Genomic DNA, 20,078 nt, shown 5'->3' with positions numbered 1-20,078 from the left:
GGCATCACAACCACCTCATGCGCAGGCACATCGCCTTTCTTCACACTTCGCCCGTCCACGTCGAGACCTTCGGGCGCCTTATCAAGGCCGCCGATCCGACGCTCGAGGTCGAGCATGTCGTCGCCGAAGTCCTCCTGACCGATGCCCAGCGCCTCGGCGCAAGCGCCCCCTCGCTCGTCAAGCGCGTCCAGGATGCAATGGTGGACGCCGCCTCCAACGGCGCAGCGCTCGTGATCTGCACATGCTCAACCATTGGTGGCGCGGCCGAGCGAACGCCGACAAGCGCTGGCTTTGCAGCTATCAGGATCGACCGTGCCATGGCCGACCGCGCCGTCGCGCTCGGGCCGCGAATCTTGCTCGTCGCCGCGCTCGAAAGCACACTCGGCCCTACCGCAGAGCTCATTCACGAGTCAGCGGCTGCCCTGCGATCCGAGGTCGAACTCGAACTCCTGCTTGTTGCCGGCGCGTGGTCGCACTTCTTGCAGGGTGATCGCACTGCGTATGCCGAAGCAGTCGCCGCGGCCGTTCGTGCGGCCACGTCGAGGGCCAGTGTCGTGGTCCTGGCTCAGGCCTCCATGGCACCGGCCGTGGAACTTCTGAGCGACCTAGACGTGGAGGTTCTTGCCAACCCTCTGCTTGGCGTGCAGAGCGCTCTGGCGTACTTGCGCTGTGACGCCTAACCTTCGTTGCACCCGACCTGCTGCGACGGGCTTCGCCCGCTTCGTCAGGTTGGCCTGCGGCGGCGAAACGGCGCAAAGCGTGATGGGGGCCTTGACATATTCGCAGCGCCTGGTGGCTGCCTTTAGAGATCAGCGGTCAGGCTTGCGCCGGCAAGTGGCATCGCGCCGCCTTGCTGATGGTGAGAGGCGGCGCCGGATCTCAGTGGCTGGCGGCCTCCCCGGGTTCAGGCTTGTCGGACGGCACGGTGTGCGGCGCTGCTGATGATGATGATGATGATGCGCACTCGGCTCGCATGCGTCGGCTCAGGATCACCCTGGGCTGGCCGCAACTGCAGCGCCACACCGGGCGTGTGGGTGGAGGCTCGGGTGGAGCGAGCTGCCTGGGCAGCCTCTGCGTGAGCTGCAGCAGGCACAGGGTGCGGCGGCTGTTGTGGTGCAGGAAGCCGAAGTTGCGGGCCCGCTGCAGGCCGCGCGTGAGCACGTGCTGCAGCAGCAGCCACAGGAAGTCTGCGCCGGGGATGGTGCGGCGCGCGGCCTTGCCGGTCTTGGCATCACGCCAGCGGTAAGTCACCTGGCCGTCTTTGCAGCTCAGGATGTCGGATTCCTGGATCACGCCCCGGTATAGGTAGCGGCCCAGATAGCGCAGCGCGGCCTGGCCATCGCCTACGGACTTGCAGTCCACCACCCATTGAGCCGGCAGCTCGGGCGGCAGGGGCAGCCCGGCCAGCGGGAGGGCGGCCTTGATCTTGAGCGTGTCCCAGGCGCGGTGGCCGCAGGTGCAAGCCGCCTGCGACACTCAAGCCACGGCCTCAGCCTCAGCCGCTAAAGTGCAGCCATGAGCAGCGCCCCCGCTTCGGACCTCCGCTTCCCTTCCATCGACGGCCTGCGCGCCTTTGAAGCCACCGCCCGGCTGGGCAGCCTTGAGCGCGCCGCCGAGGAGCTCTGCATCAGCGCCAGCGCGGTCAGCAAGCGCATCAGCACGCTGGAAGAGCTGCTGGGCCTGACGCTCTTGATGCGCACCGCCAAGCCGCTGGCCTTGAGTGCGGCCGGCAAGGAGTATCTGGAGCAGGTGCGCGCCGCGCTCGCGCTGCTGGCCGCCGTGCCCCTGCACCAGCGCAGCGCCCAGCGCCTGGAGCGCCTGCGCATCACCGTGCCGCCCACCTTCGCGCGCCAGATCCTGGTGCCGGCCCTGCCCGAGTTCAGCGCCGCACATCCCGAGCTGGAACTGGAGCTGGTGCTCTCGATCCCGTATCTGGACGAGACCAGCCCGCCGGCCGATGTGGAGGTGCGGCATGGCGACATGATGGAGGGTCAGGTCTTGCTGCGCGACGTGGTCACGCCGATGGCCGCGCCCAGCCTGCTGGCGCGCATGCCGCCGCTGCGCCAGCCCGCCGACCTGCTTGACTGGCCGCTGCTGCGCACGCCGCTGGAGCCCTGGGCGCCCTGGCTGCGCGCCGCCGGGCTGGCCTGGCCCGAGCCCGCCAGCGGCACGCGCTTCGTCGACCTGGGCCTGACCCTGGAGGCCGCGGTGTGCGGCCAGGGCGTGGCGCTGGGGCGGCCGACGCTGGCCGGCCCCTATCTGCACAGCGGCGCGCTGCAGCGGCTCTTCCCCTTGAGCGTGCCGGCCGCCAAGTGCTACGGCCTGCTGCTGCACAGCGGCTCGGGCGCGGCGGCCGCCTTTGCCGCCTGGCTGCGCGGCCACTGCCGGCGCCTGCAGGTGCAGCAGACGGAATAAGTTTCAGCCGGCGCCTGAAGAACTTTCCCGGCGCTCCGCGGCCCAGGCCCTAGCATGCGTTCCAACCCAAGGAGAGCCCCATGCCCGTGATCACCTGCATCGAAGATCTGCGCCTGCTGGCCCAGCGGCGCGTGCCGCGCATGTTCTACGACTATGCCGATTCGGGCTCCTGGACCGAGAGCACCTACCGCGCCAACTCGGCCGATTTCCAGGCCATCAAGCTGCGCCAGCGCGTCGCCGTGAACATGGAGAACCGCAGCACCGCCACCACCATGGTGGGCCAGCGCGTGGCGATGCCGGTGGCGATCGCGCCCACCGGCCTGACCGGCATGCAGCACGCCGACGGCGAGATCCTGGCGGCCCGGGCGGCCGAAAAGTTCGGCATCCCGTTCACGCTTTCGACCATGAGCATCTGCTCGATCGAGGACGTGCGCGCCCACACCAAGGCGCCGTTCTGGTTCCAGCTCTATGTGATGCGCGACCGCGACTTCATCGCCCGCCTGATCGAACGTGCCCGCGCCGCCCAGTGCAGCGCCCTGGTGCTGACGCTGGACCTGCAAATCCTGGGCCAGCGCCACAAGGACATCAAAAACGGCCTGTCCGCGCCGCCCAAGCCCACCCTCGCCAACCTCATCAACCTGATGACCAAGCCGCGCTGGTGTCTGGGCATGCTGGGCACGCCGCGCCGCCAGTTCGGCAATATCGTCGGCCATGTGAAGGGGGTCGAGAACATGGGCTCGCTGGCCGAGTGGACCGCCAAGCAGTTCGATCCCCAGCTCAGCTGGGCCGACGTCGCATGGATCAAGCAGCGCTGGGGCGGCAAGCTCATCCTCAAGGGTATCCAGGACGTCGAGGACGCGCGCCTGGCGGTGGCCTCCGGCGCCGACGCGCTGATCGTCAGCAACCATGGCGGGCGCCAGCTCGACGGCGCCGAATCCAGCATCCATGCGCTGCCGGCCATCGTCGATGCGGTAGGCTCGCAGATCGAGGTGCATATGGACGGCGGCATACGCTCGGGCCAGGACGTGCTGAAGGCCTGGGCCCTGGGCGCGCGCGGCACCTATATCGGCCGCGCCTTCCTCTACGGCCTGGGCGCGCTGGGCGAGGCCGGCGTGACGAAGGCCCTGGAAATCATCCACAAGGAGCTCGACCTGACCATGGCCTTCACCGGCCATACCCAGCTGCAGAACGTCGGGCGCGAGATTCTGCGCTAGTCCGCCACGCGGTTGCGGCCGGCCTGCTTGGCGCGGTAAAGCGCCTGGTCGGCGCGCGAATACAGCAGCTCTGCGCTGTCGCCGGCTTGCAGCGGTGCCACGCCACAGCTGATGGTCAGCACCGGCTGCACCTCGCTGGCGCGGTGCGGCAGGCCCAAGGCCTGCACGGCGGCACAGGCACGCTGGGCCACGACCATGGCGCCATCCAGATTGGTCGCTTCCAGCAGCAAGGCGAACTCCTCGCCGCCCAGACGGGCCGCCAGGTCCTCGGGGCGGCGTGCCAGGGCGTGCAGGCAGCGCGCCACCGCCTGCAGCGCCTGGTCGCCGGCCGGATGGCCGTAGCTGTCGTTGTAGCGCTTGAAGAAGTCCACATCCACCAGCACCAGCGCGCCACCGCGGCCATGCCGTTGATGCACGGCCAGCAGGCGCGCCAGGCATTCGTCGAACTTGCGCCGATTCGGCAGCGCGGTCAGCACATCGGTGGTGGACTGGGCGGTCAGCTCCACCATCTGCTGGCGCACCAGCTGGATCATGCCGTTGGCATATTGCGCGAGCCGGCCGATCTCGTCCTGGCCCGAGACCTCGAGCTGGCCGGCCCAGTGGTTGCTGTCGACCACCGAGCGCAGCTCCTGCTCGAGCCGGCTGAGACGGCTCACCACCAGACGGTCCACCACCACCATCATGCCCGTACCGGTGAGCAGGATCAGCAGCACCAGCCCGCGCGTCAGGTAGCCCTGGCTCTGCTGCAGGCGCTCGAGCGTGCCGCGCGCAGCGCTCATGCGCAGCAAGGCCACCGGCTGCCCGCCGATGCCAGCGACCGGCAGGTCCATGTCCAGCTCGCGCGCGTGCAGGCTCAGCGCTGGCACGCCATGGGCAAACTGTGCCTCCACCGCGGCGCCCATGCGCTCCCCCTGCGGCGCGGTATCGGCGGGCAGCAGTTGAAAGTTGAGCTTGGTCTGGCGCTGCACCGACTCCAGCATGGCCTGGGTTAGCCAGCGCCCTATCACCACGGTGCCGCGCGCCGGGCCGCTGCGATCGGAACGCAGCAGCGGCCGAAAACACAGCAGGGCGCGCGCGGTGCCGATCAGGCTCAGGCCGCAACCCGGCTGCGCGCCGCGCGCCAGCACGCTGATGTGGCCCAGCAGCCCTGCCTGCAGCTGGGCCGCATGCACCTGCATGGGCTGGGCACCCTCGGGCCCGGGCACCTCCACCTGTTCGAGCGTGCGGCCCGCCGCGTCCAGCAGGTAGAGCCAGTCGATATGGCCGGCCTGCAGCGAGGCCGCCGTCAATTCATCGCGCCGGAACTCGGGGTTCGGCTGCGCCACATGCTCGAACATGGCGGTGTAGTTGGACCAGGAGCCCAGCACCACATCGAGCTGGACCAGCTGCGCATCCAGCGCCAGCAGCAGGCGGCGCAGGTCCTTGTCGGCCTCCACGCGCTCCTGCACCAGGCCGTCCGCGAGCAATTGCTCGCGCACCACCCACACGCTCAGGCCCGCCATGGCCGACAGGATGGCCAGCAAGATAACGATGATCTTCAGGCGTAGACCCATGGCGCTTCCTCAGGCTTGCGGCCGCATGCCCGCCAGCGCAGTTTGCGCCTGTTGTGCCTGTTGCGCCGAGTCGTACAGCTGCGGCGCCACGCCATGCGAACTCAGCGCCGCGCTCAGGCGGCTGCGCGCAAAGCCGGCCGCACCGTAGCGGGTCACGTTCAGGTAGTAGCGGTCGCATAGCTCGCGCACCATCGCCGCATAGGCCTCGAGCAGCTCGGGCGCGCAGAAGAAATGGTCGTAGTTGACGATGCCCCAGACCTTGTGCGGCAGCGGTGCCAGGCGCTTCTCGACCTCGGCGCGGATCGCCTCCACATCGTCCAGCGTGCGCACCGCTAGGCGCTCGAAGTTGAGGAAGAACTGGCGCTTGGCGGCGTCATAGCTGAAGCGATCGGCCAGCGGCAGCATCAGCAGGCGCGCGCGCAGGCCCAGGCCGGCCTCTTCGAACAGCGCCGCCTCCATGGGTTTCGGCGGCACCGGCAGCAGCGGCTGGAAGCCCATCAGATCGAGCACATCCTTGTGCAGGTCCAGGCCCGGCGCCAGTTCGCTCAGCACCATGCCGGCGGCGGTAAGCCGCAGCACGCAGCGCTCGGTGACATAGAGCACCTCCTGGCCACGCCGCAGCGCCTCGCGGCCCGAGAAGGTGCGGTGCTCCACCTCGGGCACGAACTTGGGGCTGCCATCGGCCAGGAACTGGCCTACGAACACCAGCTTCTTGGTGTTCTGGCTGATGTTGATGAAGCCGCCGGCGCCGGCCAGGCGGCTGCCGAAGCGGCTGACGTTGACATTGCCCTGCGCATCCGCCTGGGCCAGGCCCAGCACCGCCAGGTCGAGGCCGCCGCCGTCGTAGAAGTCGAACTGGTAGGGCTGGTCGATCACCGCCTGGGTGTTGATGGCCGCGCCGAAGTTGAGCCCGCCGGCCGGGATGCCGCCGATCACGCCGGGCTCGGCGGTGAGGGTGATGAGGTCGATCAGATGCTCCTCGGCCGCCACCGCCGCCACGCCCTCGGGCATGCCTATACCCAGGTTCACCACCTGGCCGGACTTGAGCTCCAGCGCGGCGCGGCGCGCGATCACCTTGCGCGGGCCCAGCGCCATCGGCGTGGCGGCCGCCATCGGCACGCGCAGCTCGCCGGCAAAAGCGGGGCTGTAGGGCTCGGCAAAGGTCTGCTGGTGGTACTCGGGCTTCTCGGCCAGCACCACCGCGTCCACCAGCGCGCCGGGGATCTTGACCTGGCGCGGACTGAGGCTGCCGCGCTCGGCCAGACGCTCCACCTGCACGATCACGATGCCGCCGCTGTTGCGCACCGCCATCGCGATCGCCAGCGTCTCCAGCGTGAGCGCCTCGCGCTCCATGGTGATGTTGCCGTCGGTGTCGGCGGTGGTGCCGCGCAGCAGCGCCACGTCAATCGGGAAGGCCTTGTAGAACAGATAGTCCTCACCGTCGATGGGCATCAGCCGCACCAGCGCCTCGGTGCTGCGCGCATTCAGCGCGCCACCACCATGGCGCGGGTCGACAAAGGTGTCCAGGCCGACGCGGCTGAGGTGGCCGGGCTTGCCGGCGGCGATGTCGCGGTAGAGATGGGTGATGACGCCCTGCGGCAGGTTCCAGGCCTCGATCTCGCCGGCCAGCGCCAGGCGCTGCAGCGCCGGCACCAGGCCCCAGTGGCCGCCCACCACGCGCTTGAGCAGGCCCGCGTGGCCCAGGTGGTTGAGGCCGCGCGTCTTGCCATCGCCCTGCCCCGCCGCGTACACCAGGCTGAGCTCGCGCGGCGTGCCGGTGGCCAGAAAGCGCTGCTCCAGCGCCACCGCCAGGTTCTCGGCAAAGCCTATGCCGACGAAGCCCGAGCTGGCGACGCAATCGCCGTCCTGGATCAGCGCCACCGCGGCAGCGGCGCTCACCACCTTGCCATGCTCGCGCGCCTGCAGCGCATGGATCTGCGCAAGTCGCCCTTGTTGCTCCGGACTGCTGTGCTGCGGCATGCGGGTCTCCTCGGGGTCAGTTCTTGCCCTGTGGCTATTCTGGCTCGGCCAGCGCCGCGCGCAGTGCGTTCGTCGCACAGCACCGATTTAGGGGCTGGAGTTTTCCTGCATCCTGACCGATAACTTACTGACACGAAGCTGACGCCATCTGGCGCCCGCGTGAAACTCGGAGGCCGCCATGCAGCTCAAGCAACTTGGTCAGGTGAAGCGCTGGATGGTCCTGCACGCGCATCGCCATCCGGTCGAACTGGCGGTCTGGAACCTGGTGCTGACCTGCTGGCTGATGGGCTGGATGGGCATGCCGGGCGCCATGCTGATCGAGGAATGGGAGGCCTTGCCGGCCTGCCTGCTCGCCACCCTGGGGCCCACGCTTTACGCCAGCGTCAGGCTGCGTCTGCACCGCCATGGGCGGCTGCGCTGCGATTGGCTGACTGCGCTGTGATCATGCCCTGCGCATGCAGGCGCAGGGCCTTCGTCTGGCGTCGCCGAGTGCGCCGGCACTCGGCTCGGTCCAGACTCAGTGGATCAGTCCGATCCACTCGCCGGCACGCTGATAGTCGCCGAACAAGCGCATCGCCAGCGCCTGCAGCGGGGCATGGTCGCTGGCATGGGCGGCCGCCAGGCGCTCGAAGGCGTAGAGGCGGTCATACAGCATGCGGGTGGGCTGCAGGGCGAGGCCCTCGCCCTGCATCAACTCCTGCAGCACCTGCAGGTCGCGCACATCCACCGGGCCGGCGATAGTCATGCCGATGTCCAGCGTCTGCTCGGGCAGCAGCGCCGGGTCCAACGACCGGCCAGCGCTGGTGAGTTGCGGGCCCTGCCATTGCCGGGCGTCAAAGAAGAACTCCAGCGGTGCCGGGCCAGCGTCTGGAACCAGGTGCAGCGGAATAATCATTGGCGGCCTCGACATCAGGGATTGCTGATGGGCTCGATGATGCCGGCCGGCCGGAAAACTTAAGCGCGAATAAGCGGGTCAAGACCCGCCATCTTCGATCAAGCCTTGGGCAGGGTGACGCCGCGCTGACCCTGGTACTTGCCGCCGCGGTCGCGATAGGAGGTCTCGCAGACCTCGTCGCTCTCGAAGAACAGCACCTGGGCACAGCCCTCGCCGGCATAGATCTTGGCCGGCAGCGGCGTGGTGTTGCTGAACTCCAGCGTCACATAGCCCTCCCACTCGGGCTCGAAGGGCGTGACATTGACGATGATGCCGCAGCGCGCATAGGTGCTCTTGCCAAGGCAGATGGTCAGCACATTGCGCGGGATGCGGAAGTACTCGACGGTGCGCGCCAGCGCAAAGCTGTTGGGCGGGATGATGCAGACATCGCCCTGGAAATCCACAAAGCTCTTTTCATCGAAGTTCTTGGGGTCCACCACGGTGCTGTGCACATTGGTGAAGATCTTGAACTCGGGCGCGCAGCGGATGTCGTAGCCATAGCTGGAGGTGCCGTAGCTGACGATCTTGCGACCGTCCACCTCGCGCACCTGGCCGGGCTCGAAGGGCTCGATCATGCCGCTGCTCTGCGCCATACGGCGTATCCACTTGTCGCTTTTGATACTCATCGGGTGTCCCTCGGGGTTTGGCGCATTTTAGGTTCCTAGAATGCGGCACCGACCATGACCCATATCAGCCTCACCCAAATGCTCGAATCCTCGCTGTGGGGCCGCCGCCTCGGCGCCGCCGAGCTGCAGCGCGTGCTGCACGAATGCCGCGAGCGCCCGGTGGCGGCGCGCGAGCTGCTGGTGCGCAGCGGCGCGAAGGCCGAGTACTGGATGGGCCTGATCAGCGGCTTCGGCAAGATGAGCGTCAGCACCGCCGACGGGCGCGAGACCACCCTGATCAGCATCGCCGCTGGCGGCTGGTTCGGCGAGGGCACCTTGATCAAGCATGGCCACTGGCAGTACGACGCGGTGGCGCTGCGCGATTGCCGCGTCGCGCTGATGCCGCGCGAGACCTTCGAATGGCTGCGCGCGACCAGCCTGCCCTTCAATCACTATCTGCAGCAGCTGATGAGCGCCCGCATGGGCAGCTTCATCGCCCGGCTCAGCCACGACCGCCTGCTCGACTCCACCGAACGCGTGGCGCGTTGCCTGGCCAGCTTCTTCAACCCCGAGCTCTATCCCGAGCCGGGCCAGTTCCTGGAACTGAGCCAGTCCGAGCTGGGCCAGCTGGCCGGCGTGTCGCGCCAGCGCGCCAATATCGCCCTGCATCAGTTGGAGGACGCCGGCCTGCTCGGCACCGAGCGGCGCGGCATCAAGGTGCTGGATCTCGACGGGCTGCGCAACTACACCTCGCCGGCCTGAGCCGCTTCAGCTCAGCGTAAGGTTAAGCCGTCGAAGCGCAGCCGGCCATCGGGGCCCAGCTTGAAGCCCTGCACATGCTTGCGCACCGCCACGGTCAGCTGGCCATGGGCGATCACACTCCAGGGTAGCTGGGCCATCGCGATGCGCTGCGCCTTGGCATAAAGCTGCTGGCGCCGGCCCTGGTCGAGCGTCTGTCTGGCCTGCTGGATGGCCTCGTCATAGGCCTTGTCGCAAAAGAAGCTGGCACTGGCGGCGCCGCAGGCCAGCTGGCCGGCGGTATCGGCAGGCTCGGGTTCGCCGTTCCAGCCCAGCAGCGCGGTGTCGTGCTCGCCGGCATCGATGCGCTTCAGGTACTCACCCCATTCATAGCTGACGATGCGCGAGTGCACACCGATCTTGGCCCAGTCGGCCTGGATCATCTGCGCCATCAGCTGTGCATTCGGGTTGTAGAAGCGCTGCACCGGCATGGCCCAGAGCGTCAGGTTCAGCTCGCTGACGCCGGCGCGCTTGAGCAGTTCGCGCGCCTGCTCGGGCGCATAGGGCACGGGCTTGAGCGTGGCGTCGTGCGCCCAGCTGGCGCGCGGCATGGTCGAGACCGCCAGCTCGCCGGCCGCGCCGAACACGGTCCTGACCAGGGTGGGCTTGTCGATCGCCATGTCCAGCGCCTGCCGCACCGCCAGCTGGTCCAAGGGCGGCTTCTTCAGGTTGAAGGCCAGGAAGCCCACGTTCAGGCCCGCTGCGCTGGCGAAGACTATCGCCGGGTCCTTGGCCAGCTCCTGCACATCAGCGGCGCTGGTGAGCGCGGCGATGTCGCATTCGTTGCGGCGCAGGCGCTGCGCGCGCACATTGCGGTCCACCGTGATGGCATAGACGAGCTGGTCGACCAGCGCGGTATCGCGGCGGAAATAGTCGGGGTGGCGCTGGTAGCGCAGCACGCTGTCGGGCTGGAAGCTCTTGAACATGAAGGGCCCGGTGCCCACCGGCAGCTGCGCGATCTGCGCGGCCTTGCCGGCCTTCAGCAGCTGGGCGCCGTATTCGGCCGACTGCATGGCGGCGAAGGCAAAGCTCAGCATGCTGAGGAAGGAGGCATCGACGCTGGCGAGCGTGATCGCCACCTCGTCGTCGGCCAGCCGCTCCACCTTGCTGATCAGCTTGCCCCAGCCCAGCGAGAGCACATAGGGCGAGATGGTCGGATAGGCCTGCTGGAAGGGATGCTTGGGGTCGAGTAGGCGGCCGAAGGTGAACAGCACGTCGTCGGCATTGAAGTCGCGCGTGGGCGTGAACCAGGGCCTGCGGTGGAACTTCACGCCGTGGCGCAGCTTGAAGCGCAGCTGGCGCCCATCGGCGCTGATGCGCCAGCTTTCGGCCAGGCCCGGGATCAGCTTGCCGCTGCCGCGCTCGGCCTCCAGCAGGCCGTCGAAGACCGGCTGGCTCGCCACATGGTCGATGCCCGAATCGGTGTTGGCCGGATCAAAGGTCTTGGGGCTGCCGCTGGCGCAGAAGCGCAGCGTGCTGGCCTGGGCCAGCGTGGTGGCGAGGAGAGAAACCAGCAACAGCTTGCAAATCCGCGCCATCACAGCTCCTATCAATGTTGCAGTGCCGGCACGGTGATCTCGCCCGGCACCGCCTTGCGTGCAAACAAGGTGTACATGGTGGGCACCACGAAGATCGTCAACAGCGTGCCCAGGCTCATGCCGCCGACGATCACCCAGCCGATCTGCTGCCGGCTCTCGGCGCCGGCGCCGGAGGCCAGCGCCAGCGGCAGCGCACCCAGCACCATCGCGCCGGTGGTCATCAGGATGGGGCGCAGGCGCAGCGCCGCTGCCTCCACCACCGCGTCCATGGTGGCGCGGCCCTGCTGGCGCAGCTGGTTGCTGAACTCGACGATCAGGATGCCATGCTTGGTGATCAGGCCCACCAGCGTGATCAGGCCGATCTGCGAATAGACATTGAGCGTGCCGCCCGACCATTGCAGCGCCAGCAGCGCGCCCACCATCGACAGCGGCACCGAGAGCAGGATCACGAAGGGGTCGACAAAGCTTTCGAACTGCGCCGACAGCACCAGGAAGATGAACAGCAGGGCCAGCACGAACACCAGGCCCAGCGCACCCGAGGAGGACTTGTACTCGCGCGACACGCCGTTGAGCTCGGTGGCATAGCCGGCGGGCAGGGTGCGCTGCGCGATCTCGTCCATCTTCAGCAGCGCCTCGCCCAGCGCATAGCCGGGCGCCAGGCCGGCGGTGATGGAAACCGAGCGGCGCTGGTTGAAGTGGTTCAGCTCCTTGGGGCTGACCGCCTCGCTGACCTTCACCAGCGCGGACAGCGGCACCAGCGCATCGCCCTTGCCGCGCACGAACAGGCGCCCGATCTGCTGCGGCGTGCTGCGCTGCTGCGACTCGGTCTGCACCAGCACGTCGTACTGCTCGGCATCGCGCTTGTAGCGCGTCACCGCGCGGCTGCCCAGCATGGTCTCGACGGTGCGCGCCACCTGATCGACCTGCACGCCCAGGTCGGCGGCGCGCTCGCGGTCCACCTCCAGATAGATCTCGGGCTTGTTGAGGCGCAGGTCGTTGTCGATCTGCACAAAGCCCGGGGTCTTGCCCATCTCGGCGCTGAACTGGGCCACCACCTTGGCGAGGTTCTGGTAGCTGTCGCCGGTGACGATGACGAAGTTGATGGGCCGCGAGTTGAAACCCTGCCCCAGGCTGGGCGGCGTGATCGGGAAGGCGTTCACGCCCGGTAGCTGGCTGACCTGCGGGATCAGGCCGCGCGCCAGCTCCTGCGTGCTGCGCTTGCGCTCGTCCCAGTCGACGGTACGCAGGATGGCAATGCCCTGCGACACGGTGGCACCGCCGGCGAACACAAAGCGTTTCTCGAACTCGGGGTATTGCGCGCCGATGCGCTCGATCGCGTCCAGGTAGCGCGCGGTGAATTCCATGGTGGCGCCGTCCGGCGCGGTGATCGGCATCACCACCACGCCGCGGTCCTCCATCGGCGCGAGCTCGGACTTGGCGTTCACGAACAGCCACCAGCTGCCGGCACCCGAGGCCAGCATCAGCCCCACCACCAGCCAGCGCTGGCGCAGCGCCAGGCGCAGCAGCGCGGCGTAGCGCTCGCTGATCCACACCAGCACGCGCTCCATGCCGGCATCGAAGCGCGTCGGCCGGGCGTTATGTCGCAAGAGCTTGGAGCACATCATGGGCGTGAGCGTGAGCGCCACGAAGCCCGACACCAGCACCGCACCCGCCAGCGTGAGCGCGAACTCGACGAACAGGCGGCCGGTGCGGCCCGGCGTGAAGGCCAGCGGCGCGAACACCGCCACCAGGGTCAGCGTCATCGCCACCACCGCAAAACCGATCTCGCGCGCGCCCTTGAACGCGGCCTGCAGCGGCGCCAGGCCCTCCTCGATATGGCGGAAGATGTTCTCCAGCACCACGATGGCATCGTCCACCACCAGGCCGATCGCCAGCACCAGGGCCAGCAGCGTCATGGTGTTCACGGTGAAGCCGGCCGCCGCCATGATGGCGAAGGCGCCGATCAGGCTGACCGGAATCGTCACCAGCGGGATGATGGAGGCGCGCAGGGTGCGCAGGAACACGAACACCACCAGGGCCACCAGCACCACCGCCTCGGCAATGGTGTGGTAGACCGACTGGATCGAGCGGTCGATGAAGATGGCGTTGTCGCTGGCCGGGCGCACCACGATGCCCGCCGGCAGGTCCTGCTGCAGGCGCGGCAGCATCGCGTTCACCGCCGCCGAGACCTCGAGCGGATTGGCGGTGGCCTGCTTGATCACGCCCAGCGAGACCGCCGGCAGGCCGTTCAGGCGCACGCGCGAGCGCTCACTGGCGGCGGCCTCGGCGATGCGGGCCACATCCTTGAGTCGCACCACGCTGCCGTTCACCTGGCGTAGCGCGACCTCGGCGAACTCGGCCACGCTGTTGAGATCGGTGCGCGCGGTGACGTTGAATTCGCGCTGCTGGCTCTCGATGCGGCCGGCCGGCACCTCCAGGTTCTGGCGCCGCAGCGCGTCCTCCACGTCCTGCACGGTGAGCTTGTAGGCGGCCAGGCGGTCGGCATCGAGCCAGATGCGCATCGCGTAGCGACGATCGCCGCCGGTCTCCACGTCGGCCACGCCGGGGATGGTCTGCAGGCGCGGCTTGACGATGCGGTTCACCACATCGCTGACCTGCAGCGGGTCCAGGGTCTCGCTGGTGAACACCATGCGCAGCGTCGGCTGGGCATCGGCCTCGACCTTGGCGATGACCGGCTCGTCCACCGCGGTGGGCAGGCGAAAGCGCACGCGTGCGACACGGTCGCGCACATCGGCGGCGGCGTTGTCGGGGTTCTTCTCGAGCTTGAAGCGCACCGTGATCTGGCTCGACTCGGAGCGCGAGATCGAGCTCACGATGTCCACACCCTCGATGCCGGAAATCGAATCCTCCAGCGGCTTGGTGACCTGACTCTCGATCACCTCCGAGGAGGCGCCGGTGAGGCGGGTGTTGACCGTCACCACCGGTTCGTCGATGCGCGGATATTCGCGCAGCGAGAGCTTGCTGAAGGAGACAAAACCCACCAGCACCAGCAGCAGTGACATCACCGTGGCGAAGACGGGGCGGCGGATCGCGATTTCGGACAGGCGCATGGCATCTGCCCCTTAGCGGCTGGCTGCCGAAGCCGCAGCATTGGCGGCGGTGCCGCCCTGCTTGTCCACGTCGACCAGCTTGACCGCCTGGTTTTCGCCACGCGTCAGGCGCGACTGGCCGGCGGTGACCACCCAGTCACCGGCCTTGAAGCCGTCCAGCACCTCGACCTTGCCGGGCACGCGCAGGCCCAGGCGCGCCTCCAGCCGCTGCACCTGCTTGCCGCCCGCAGCATCCACCAGCTTGAACAGATATTGCTTGCCGCCCAGCGGCACGAGTGCCTCCTCGGGCACCACCAGGGCCCGCTCACGCGTGGCGAACACCACGCGCACGCGCGCGAACAGGCCCGAGCGCAGCGCGCTGCCGAGGCTGTCCAGGCGCGCACGCACCAGCATCGAACGTCCACCCACATCCAACTGGGTGTCGAGCGCCTCGACCCTGGCCGTGAAGCTGCGCCCGGGCAGCGCATCCAGCGAGAGTTCTACCGGCTGGCCGAGCCTCAAGCTGGGCACATAGCGCTCGGGCAGGCGGAAGTCCACCCACATCGAGGAGGCATCCTCGACACTCAATAACTCGGCGCCGTCCTTGACGTATTCGCCCAGATTGACATTGCGGATGCCGGCCACACCGTCAAACGGCGCCAGCACCTGCATGCGCGCCAGCTGGGCGCGACTCAGCGCCACCTGGGCCTCGGCCACCTGCAGCGCCGCCAGCGCCTGATCCACCACGCTGGCGGAGACGAAGTTCTGTGCCAGCAGTTCGCGATTGCGCTGCAGCTGGGTGCGGGCAATGCCGGCCTGGGCCTCGGCCTGCTGCAATTGCGCGGCCTGCAAGGCATCGTCCAGCTGTATCAAGACCTGACCCCGGCGCACGCGCTGGCCATCGCTGAAACCGAGCTTGACGACGCGGCCGCTGACCTCGGGCTTGAGCAGCACCGACTGGCGCGCGCGCAGGCTGCCCACCGCCTGGGCATCGTCGGTAAGCGTCAGCAGCTCGACGGCGCGGCCCTCCACCGGGGTGGGGCCGCCGGCATTGCCTGCCTTGGGCGCGACGGCCGCGGCCACGCTGCCCTCGGGGCGGTGTTGCCACCAATAGGCCAGGCCACTCAGGCCCGCCAGGGCAACAAGGGCTACAACGGTGTGGGTCTTCTTGCTCAGGCTCATGCGCGCGGGTCTCCGAGCGCGCACTGTAGCGGCGATTGGCGATTTTCAGGCGCCCAGCGGCAGCACGCTGCGATCAAAGCCAGTTTTCAGGGCGCGAATAGGGCGCGTCGGGCGCCCTGCGCACAGTGGCGCTCGTCTCAGCGGCCAACCGTGGCCGCGCCCTTGTTGGCGAGCGCGTCGGCGCGCTCGTTGCCCGGGTCGCCGGCATGGCCCTTGACCCAGCGCCACTCCACCTGGTGCAGCTTGCGCAGCGCGTCCAGGCGTTGCCAGAGCTCGATGTTCTTCACCGGCTTGCCGTCGGCGGTCTTCCAGCCGCGGCGCTGCCAGCCGGCCATCCATTCGGTCATGCCCTTGCGCACATATTCGCTGTCGGTGTAGATGACGATCTGGCAGCTGCGCTTGAGCGAGGCCAGCGCCTCGATCACCGCGGTAAGCTCCATACGGTTGTTGGTGGTGTTGGCCTCGCCGCCGCACATTTCCTTCTCATGGCCGCCGGCGCTCAACCAGGCACCCCAGCCGCCCGGGCCGGGGTTGCCCTTGCAAGCACCATCGGTGTAGATGACGACGCTGGGCTTGGCAATCTGGGCCGCGGCCACTTTGGGTTCTGTCATGGATCTCGTATCAAAGAGGAAGAGGAAGGGTGAGGATGCGAATTCAAGGCCACCGCCGAGGCGCCGCGTGCCTGCCGACGCTGCTGGCGCGCCAGGCCGACCAGGCGCATGCCATGCACGCGCTTGACCGCCACCACGAAGTAGACCGCGCCCAGCACGGTCCACCAGCGCGGCCCCAGGCGTTCCAGCCATTGCCAGCGCGCCAGCCAGGCCGCGCTGCGCAGCGGCGGCCGGTAGCAACCGAACTGCGCCTGCTCGACCTCGAAGCTGAGCAGGCGCAGCCAGTCGCGCAAGCGCCAGTAGCCGATGAAGTCACCGGCGCGCGGCAGGAACAGGGGCGGATCGCGACGCAGCCGGAAACGGCTGGCCAGGCGCCCCAGATTCTGCCTCAAGCCCCACAGGCTGGCCGGGTTCAGGCCCAGGATGACCAGCCGCCCCTCCGGACGCAGCACGCGCTCGACCTCGCGCAGCGTCAGGTGTGGGTCGAGCGCCAGCTCCAGCGCATGCGGCAGCACCACCAGGTCCAGGCTGCTGGACTCAAAGGGCAAGGCATCGAACTCGCAGTGCAGCGACACCGCCGCCGGGCGCTCGTCCAGGGGCCAGTCGAGCAGGGTCTGCTCGAGCGAATCGAGCGCCAGCCAGCGGTGCGGCATGCGGTTGCCGCGCAGGCTCTGCAGCTCGGGCAGGCCCAGCTGCAGGGCGTGAAAGCCAAACAGATCGGCCACTGCCTCGTCCAGCCGCGCCTGCTCCCAGGCCAGCAGATAGCGCCCGGGCGGCGTCTGCAACCAGGCGGCGAGCTCTACAATTTGGGATTCGCGTGTCATCGCCCTTGCCGCATTACTGCATTACTTCTACTCGCTTGCGCACTGCATGAACCTGGCCACCCTGCATCTGGTCCCCATCAGCGCCTTCAAGGACAACTACATCTGGATGCTGCATGACGGCGTTCAAGCCCTGGTGGTTGATCCAGGCGATGCCGCGCCGGTGCTGCAGGCATTGCGCTCCCTGTCGCTGCGCCTAGCGGGCATTCTAGTGACCCATCACCACGCCGATCATGTGGGCGGCCTGGCCGAGCTGCGTGCGGTGCTGCAGGGCCAGGTCTGGGGGCCGGCCGGCGAGGTCATTCCAGGTCCCTATGAGCCGCTCAGCGGCGGCGCTAGCCTGACGCTGCTGGGCCAGCGCCTGCGCGTGCTGGACGTGCCCGGCCACACCGCCGGTCATATTGCCTTCGTGCTGGACGCGCCCAGCGACGGCTCGGCGCCGCTGCTGTTCTGCGGCGACACCCTGTTCTCCGGCGGCTGCGGCCGGCTGTTCGAGGGCAGCGCGGCGCAGCTGCTGGCCTCGCTGCAGCAGCTGGCGGCACTGCCGGGCGACACGCGGGTTTGCTGCGCGCATGAATACACCTTGTCGAATCTGCGCTTTGCGCGGACCATAGAGCCCGCCAACCAGGCCCTGCAGCAGTACCAGGCCTGGTGCGAGGCGCAGCGTGCGGCCGGCCTGCCCACCCTGCCCTCCACCCTGACACGCGAACTTGAGATCAACCCGTTCCTGCGTTGCACGGCCGCCGACGTGATCGCCTCGGCACTGCGATGGCGCAGCGAACACCAGCAGGTCCCCAGTGCCGCCGACGCTTCGCCGCTCGCGGTATTCGCCAGCTTGCGGCAATGGAAGAACGACTATCGATGAGCATGCTATTGAGCCCTCCCAGGCAAGTCCTGACCCTCGCAAGCCTGGTGGCCGCCCTGCTGCTGGGCGCCTGCGCGAGCACCGCCCCGGATGCGGGCGCGCCGACCGCCGCCGCCCCCGTTGAGAGCGTGGCCGCGGCCCTGCCGCCCAAGACCACGGACACCGCACAACAGGTGTTTCGCCAGGCCGAGAGCGAATCGATGGCCCTGCTGGAAGACAGCCTCAACCCCGGCGCCAAGATCGACCTCAACGACTCCGCCGCCCAGGCCGACCTGTGGGCGCGCATCCGCCGCGGCTTTGCCATGCCCGAGCTCGACAACGAGGGCGTGCGCCGCGCCGAGGCCTGGTACAGCGCCCGCCCGGATTACGTACAGCGCATGACCGAGCGCGGCAGCCGCTATCTGTTCCACATCGTTGAGGAAGTGGAAAAGCGCGGCATGCCCACCGAGCTGGCCCTTCTGCCCTTCGTCGAAAGCGCCTTCGTCACCGACGCCACCTCGCGCGTCAAGGCCTCCGGCATGTGGCAGTTCATGCCCGCCACCGGCCGCGATTTCGCGCTCAAGCAAAACGTGTTCCGCGACGACCGGCGCGACGTGCTGGCCTCCACGCGCGCCGCGCTCGACTACCTCGGCCGCCTGGGCAAGATGTTTGATGGCGACTGGCAGCTGGCGCTGGCCGCCTACAACTGGGGCCAGGGCAATGTCAGCAAGGCGATCGCGCGCAACCAGAAGGCGGGGCTGCCGACCGACTACGACAGCATCAAGATGCCGGACGAGACGCGCTACTACCTGCCCAAGCTGCAGGCGGTGAAGAACATCGTGCTGCGCCCCGAGGCCTATGCCCTGAGCCTCCCGCCGGTGGCCAACCACCCCTATTTCCTGTCGGTGAAGATCGAGCGCGACATGGATGTGGCCCTGGCCGCGAGTCTGGCCGGCATGAGCGAACAGCATTTCCGCCAGTTCAACCCGCAGATGAACCAGCCGGTGATACTGGCCAAGGCCGGCGGCGAGGCCGGGGGTCAGATCTTGCTGCCCTACGACAACGCCGCCGTCTTCATCGGTCAGTTGGCCGCGCACCAGGCCGTCAACCGCGGCCCGCTGGCCAGCTGGACCGCCTGGGTGGTGCCCAAGACCATGAAGCCGGCCGAGGCGGCCAAGCAGCTGGGCATGAGCGAGGCGCAGCTGCGCGAACTCAACAAGATCCCGGCACGCATGCTCGTCAAGCAGGGCTCGACCCTGCTGGTGCCGCGCACCGCACACCGCGACCAGGATGTCTCCGAGCATCTGGCCGACAACGCCAGCATGAGCCTGGCACCCGACGTGCCGCCGCTGCGGCGTGTCGCACTCAAGGCCGGCAAGGGTGAGACCGTGGCCACGGTGGCCAAGCGCTGGCGCGTCAGCCCCGGCCAGGTGGCGCAGTGGAACAAGGTGGGCGTGAAGGCGAGCTTCAAACCCGGCCAGCCGGTGGTGGTCTACACCGCCCAGGCCGAAGCCAAGCCGCCGGCATTGCGCGCCGGCGGGCGCACCGTGACGGCCATGAACGGCGCGCCGGCGATCTCGCGCCAGCTCAACCAGCGCCGCTGAAGCGCGGCGTCAGCGCCGATCCACCAGGGCATGGGCGATGGTGCCCAGGTCCACATACTCGAGTTCGCTGCCCACCGGCACGCCGCGCGCCAGGCGGGTGGAACGCAGGCCGCGCGCGCGCAGCACCTCGCCCACCACATGGGCGGTGGCCTCGCCCTCGGCGGTGAAGCTGGTGGCCAGAATGACCTCCTCCACCAGGCCGTCGGACGCGCGCTCCAGCAGCTCGGCCACGCCGATGTCCTTGGTGCTGATGCCGTCCAGCGGGCTGACGCGCCCCTGCAGCACGAAGTAATAGCCGCGGTAGGAGCCGGTGCGCTCCAGCGCCGCCTGGTCGGCCGGCGTTTCCACCACGCACAACAGCTTGGCGTCGCGCGTGGTGTCCAGACACACCGGGCACAGCGCCGCCTCGCTGAAGGTATGGCAGCGCTGGCAATGCTGGACCTGCTGGGCCGCCGCGGCGAGCGCGGCCGAGAGCCGCTGCGCGCCCTCGCGGTCATGCTGCAGCAGGTGGTAGGCCATGCGCTGCGCCGACTTCTGGCCCACACCGGGCAGGCGCCGCAGCGCCTCGATCAGTTGCTCAAGCGCGCTCAACGGCCGCTCAGAACGGGAACTTCATGCCGGGAGGCAGGGGCATGCCGGCCGTCAGCTTGCCCATCTTCTCCTGGCTCACCGCCTCGGCACGGCGCAGGCCGTCGTTGAAGGCGGCGGCCACCAGGTCCTCGAGCATGTCCTTGTCGTCGGCCAGCAGGCTGGGGTCGATGCTGACGCGCTTGACGTCGTGCTTGCAGGTCATGGTGACCTTCACCAGACCCGCGCCCGACTGGCCCTCGACCTCGATATTGCCGAGCTCGTCCTGCGCCTTCTTGAGGTTGTCCTGCATCGCCTGGGCCTGCTTCATCAGACCGGCCAGTTGACCCTTCATCATGTCA

The 20,078-nt window shown here is 68.5% G+C and carries 19 protein-coding genes; 7 read left to right on the top strand and 12 right to left on the bottom strand.

The annotated features are described in order from the left end of the window. Positions 1 to 680: hypothetical protein (locus tag WG898_RS14830; RefSeq protein ID WP_339603558.1), on the top strand; the 680-nt coding region annotated here is incomplete at its 5' end. A 199-nt stretch (positions 681 to 879) separates the two neighbouring features. On the opposite strand, the gene WG898_RS14825 is transcribed toward WG898_RS14830, so the two are convergent. Beyond that, positions 880 to 1,476 carry a transposase gene (locus WG898_RS14825; RefSeq protein ID WP_339603557.1) on the bottom strand — a complete coding sequence of 199 codons (597 nt, stop codon included), beginning with the start codon at positions 1,474 to 1,476 and terminating at the stop codon, positions 880 to 882. Positions 1,477 to 1,515: 39 nt separating this feature from the next. Between WG898_RS14825 and WG898_RS14820 the strand changes: the two genes are divergently transcribed. Both WG898_RS14820 and WG898_RS14815 read left to right on the top strand, forming a co-directional pair. Continuing rightward, a complete protein-coding gene (locus tag WG898_RS14820; RefSeq protein ID WP_339603556.1) occupies positions 1,516 to 2,415 on the top strand; it encodes a LysR family transcriptional regulator in 900 nt (299 codons plus the stop codon). Positions 2,416 to 2,495: 80 nt separating this feature from the next. Further along, on the top strand, positions 2,496 to 3,629 hold the full coding sequence (locus tag WG898_RS14815; RefSeq protein WP_339603555.1) for an alpha-hydroxy acid oxidase: 1,134 nt from the start codon (positions 2,496 to 2,498) through the stop codon (positions 3,627 to 3,629). Here the strand turns inward: WG898_RS14815 and WG898_RS14810 are convergent. Both WG898_RS14810 and WG898_RS14805 read right to left on the bottom strand, forming a co-directional pair. Next, the gene (locus tag WG898_RS14810; protein ID WP_339603554.1) at positions 3,626 to 5,182 is read right to left on the bottom strand and encodes a GGDEF domain-containing protein; all 1,557 of its coding nucleotides are present in this window, start codon (positions 5,180 to 5,182) and stop codon (positions 3,626 to 3,628) included. The two genes, WG898_RS14815 and WG898_RS14810, sit on opposite strands and share 4 nt — an antisense overlap. Positions 5,183 to 5,191: 9 nt before the next feature. Continuing rightward, positions 5,192 to 7,162 carry an acyl CoA:acetate/3-ketoacid CoA transferase gene (locus WG898_RS14805; protein ID WP_339603553.1) on the bottom strand — a complete coding sequence of 657 codons (1,971 nt, stop codon included), beginning with the start codon at positions 7,160 to 7,162 and terminating at the stop codon, positions 5,192 to 5,194. Positions 7,163 to 7,340: 178 nt separating this feature from the next. Between WG898_RS14805 and WG898_RS14800 the strand changes: the two genes are divergently transcribed. Next, entirely contained in the window at positions 7,341 to 7,604 is a 264-nt protein-coding gene (locus WG898_RS14800) for a hypothetical protein (protein WP_339603552.1), read from the top strand. A gap of 75 nt (positions 7,605 to 7,679) precedes the next feature. Here WG898_RS14800 and WG898_RS14795 read toward each other — a convergent pair whose 3' ends face one another. Next, positions 7,680 to 8,057 (bottom strand): hypothetical protein, encoded by a 378-nt coding sequence (locus WG898_RS14795; protein WP_339603551.1) that lies wholly within the window; start codon positions 8,055 to 8,057, stop codon positions 7,680 to 7,682. A gap of 98 nt (positions 8,058 to 8,155) precedes the next feature. After that, positions 8,156 to 8,722 (bottom strand): dCTP deaminase, encoded by a 567-nt coding sequence (gene dcd / locus WG898_RS14790; RefSeq protein ID WP_339603550.1) that lies wholly within the window; start codon positions 8,720 to 8,722, stop codon positions 8,156 to 8,158. A 54-nt stretch (positions 8,723 to 8,776) separates the two neighbouring features. Between dcd and WG898_RS14785 the strand changes: the two genes are divergently transcribed. Continuing rightward, positions 8,777 to 9,463 (top strand): Crp/Fnr family transcriptional regulator, encoded by a 687-nt coding sequence (locus WG898_RS14785; protein WP_339603549.1) that lies wholly within the window; start codon positions 8,777 to 8,779, stop codon positions 9,461 to 9,463. An 11-nt stretch (positions 9,464 to 9,474) separates the two neighbouring features. Here WG898_RS14785 and WG898_RS14780 read toward each other — a convergent pair whose 3' ends face one another. The 5 genes from WG898_RS14780 to WG898_RS14760 all read right to left on the bottom strand — a co-directional run bounded on the left by WG898_RS14780 (position 9,475) and on the right by WG898_RS14760 (position 16,704). Beyond that, entirely contained in the window at positions 9,475 to 11,037 is a 1,563-nt protein-coding gene (locus WG898_RS14780; RefSeq protein WP_339603548.1) for an ABC transporter substrate-binding protein, read from the bottom strand. 11 nt (positions 11,038 to 11,048) lie between these two features. Beyond that, positions 11,049 to 14,108 carry an efflux RND transporter permease subunit gene (locus tag WG898_RS14775; RefSeq protein ID WP_339603547.1) on the bottom strand — a complete coding sequence of 1,020 codons (3,060 nt, stop codon included), beginning with the start codon at positions 14,106 to 14,108 and terminating at the stop codon, positions 11,049 to 11,051. Positions 14,109 to 14,120: 12 nt separating this feature from the next. Further along, positions 14,121 to 15,269 carry an efflux RND transporter periplasmic adaptor subunit gene (locus tag WG898_RS14770; RefSeq protein ID WP_339603546.1) on the bottom strand — a complete coding sequence of 383 codons (1,149 nt, stop codon included), beginning with the start codon at positions 15,267 to 15,269 and terminating at the stop codon, positions 14,121 to 14,123. Between the two features lie 137 nt (positions 15,270 to 15,406). Next, positions 15,407 to 15,880: a ribonuclease HI gene (rnhA, locus tag WG898_RS14765; protein WP_339603545.1), complete on the bottom strand. Its 474-nt coding sequence runs from the start codon at positions 15,878 to 15,880 to the stop codon at positions 15,407 to 15,409. Next, entirely contained in the window at positions 15,877 to 16,704 is an 828-nt protein-coding gene (locus WG898_RS14760) for a class I SAM-dependent methyltransferase (RefSeq protein WP_339603544.1), read from the bottom strand. Before WG898_RS14760 ends, rnhA begins: the two co-directional genes overlap by 4 nt. A 61-nt stretch (positions 16,705 to 16,765) precedes the next feature. On the opposite strand from WG898_RS14760, the gene gloB reads away from it, so the two are divergent. Together gloB and WG898_RS14750 are read left to right on the top strand one after the other, a co-directional pair. Further along, positions 16,766 to 17,566: a hydroxyacylglutathione hydrolase gene (gloB, locus tag WG898_RS14755; protein ID WP_339603574.1), complete on the top strand. Its 801-nt coding sequence runs from the start codon at positions 16,766 to 16,768 to the stop codon at positions 17,564 to 17,566. Further along, positions 17,563 to 19,149, top strand: coding sequence for a transglycosylase SLT domain-containing protein (locus tag WG898_RS14750; RefSeq protein ID WP_339603543.1), 1,587 nt, complete (start codon positions 17,563 to 17,565; stop codon positions 19,147 to 19,149). Before gloB ends, WG898_RS14750 begins: the two co-directional genes overlap by 4 nt. A gap of 9 nt (positions 19,150 to 19,158) precedes the next feature. Here WG898_RS14750 and recR read toward each other — a convergent pair whose 3' ends face one another. Beyond that, positions 19,159 to 19,740: a recombination mediator RecR gene (recR, locus tag WG898_RS14745; protein ID WP_339603542.1), complete on the bottom strand. Its 582-nt coding sequence runs from the start codon at positions 19,738 to 19,740 to the stop codon at positions 19,159 to 19,161. 7 nt (positions 19,741 to 19,747) lie between these two features. Next, positions 19,748 to 20,074, bottom strand: a complete 327-nt coding sequence (locus WG898_RS14740; RefSeq protein ID WP_339603541.1) for a YbaB/EbfC family nucleoid-associated protein — start codon at positions 20,072 to 20,074, stop codon at positions 19,748 to 19,750. Between the last annotated feature and the right edge of the window lie 4 nt (positions 20,075 to 20,078).

Origin of the sequence: Paucibacter soli, assembly GCF_037482845.1 — a bacterium.
GTDB lineage: Bacteria > Pseudomonadota > Gammaproteobacteria > Burkholderiales > Burkholderiaceae_C > Paucibacter_B > Paucibacter_B soli.
The sequence above is the reverse complement of the archived record's forward strand: the minus strand, read 5'-3'. Positions and strand labels throughout refer to the sequence as shown.

Excerpts from the sequence above, each read along its gene's own strand:
- WG898_RS14820 (WP_339603556.1), top strand. The coding sequence starts at position 1,516 with ATGAGCAGCGCCCCCGCTTCGGACCTCCGCTTCCCTTCCATCGACGGC.
- WG898_RS14815 (WP_339603555.1), top strand. The coding sequence starts at position 2,496 with ATGCCCGTGATCACCTGCATCGAAGATCTGCGCCTGCTGGCCCAGCGG.
- WG898_RS14810 (WP_339603554.1), bottom strand. The coding sequence starts at position 5,182 with ATGGGTCTACGCCTGAAGATCATCGTTATCTTGCTGGCCATCCTGTCG.
- WG898_RS14805 (WP_339603553.1), bottom strand. The coding sequence starts at position 7,162 with ATGCCGCAGCACAGCAGTCCGGAGCAACAAGGGCGACTTGCGCAGATC.
- WG898_RS14800 (WP_339603552.1), top strand. The coding sequence starts at position 7,341 with ATGCAGCTCAAGCAACTTGGTCAGGTGAAGCGCTGGATGGTCCTGCAC.
- WG898_RS14795 (WP_339603551.1), bottom strand. The coding sequence starts at position 8,057 with ATGATTATTCCGCTGCACCTGGTTCCAGACGCTGGCCCGGCACCGCTG.
- dcd (WP_339603550.1), bottom strand. The coding sequence starts at position 8,722 with ATGAGTATCAAAAGCGACAAGTGGATACGCCGTATGGCGCAGAGCAGC.
- WG898_RS14785 (WP_339603549.1), top strand. The coding sequence starts at position 8,777 with ATGACCCATATCAGCCTCACCCAAATGCTCGAATCCTCGCTGTGGGGC.
- WG898_RS14780 (WP_339603548.1), bottom strand. The coding sequence starts at position 11,037 with ATGGCGCGGATTTGCAAGCTGTTGCTGGTTTCTCTCCTCGCCACCACG.
- WG898_RS14775 (WP_339603547.1), bottom strand. The coding sequence starts at position 14,108 with ATGCGCCTGTCCGAAATCGCGATCCGCCGCCCCGTCTTCGCCACGGTG.
- WG898_RS14770 (WP_339603546.1), bottom strand. The coding sequence starts at position 15,269 with ATGAGCCTGAGCAAGAAGACCCACACCGTTGTAGCCCTTGTTGCCCTG.
- rnhA (WP_339603545.1), bottom strand. The coding sequence starts at position 15,880 with ATGACAGAACCCAAAGTGGCCGCGGCCCAGATTGCCAAGCCCAGCGTC.
- WG898_RS14760 (WP_339603544.1), bottom strand. The coding sequence starts at position 16,704 with ATGACACGCGAATCCCAAATTGTAGAGCTCGCCGCCTGGTTGCAGACG.
- WG898_RS14750 (WP_339603543.1), top strand. The coding sequence starts at position 17,563 with ATGAGCATGCTATTGAGCCCTCCCAGGCAAGTCCTGACCCTCGCAAGC.
- WG898_RS14740 (WP_339603541.1), bottom strand. The coding sequence starts at position 20,074 with ATGATGAAGGGTCAACTGGCCGGTCTGATGAAGCAGGCCCAGGCGATG.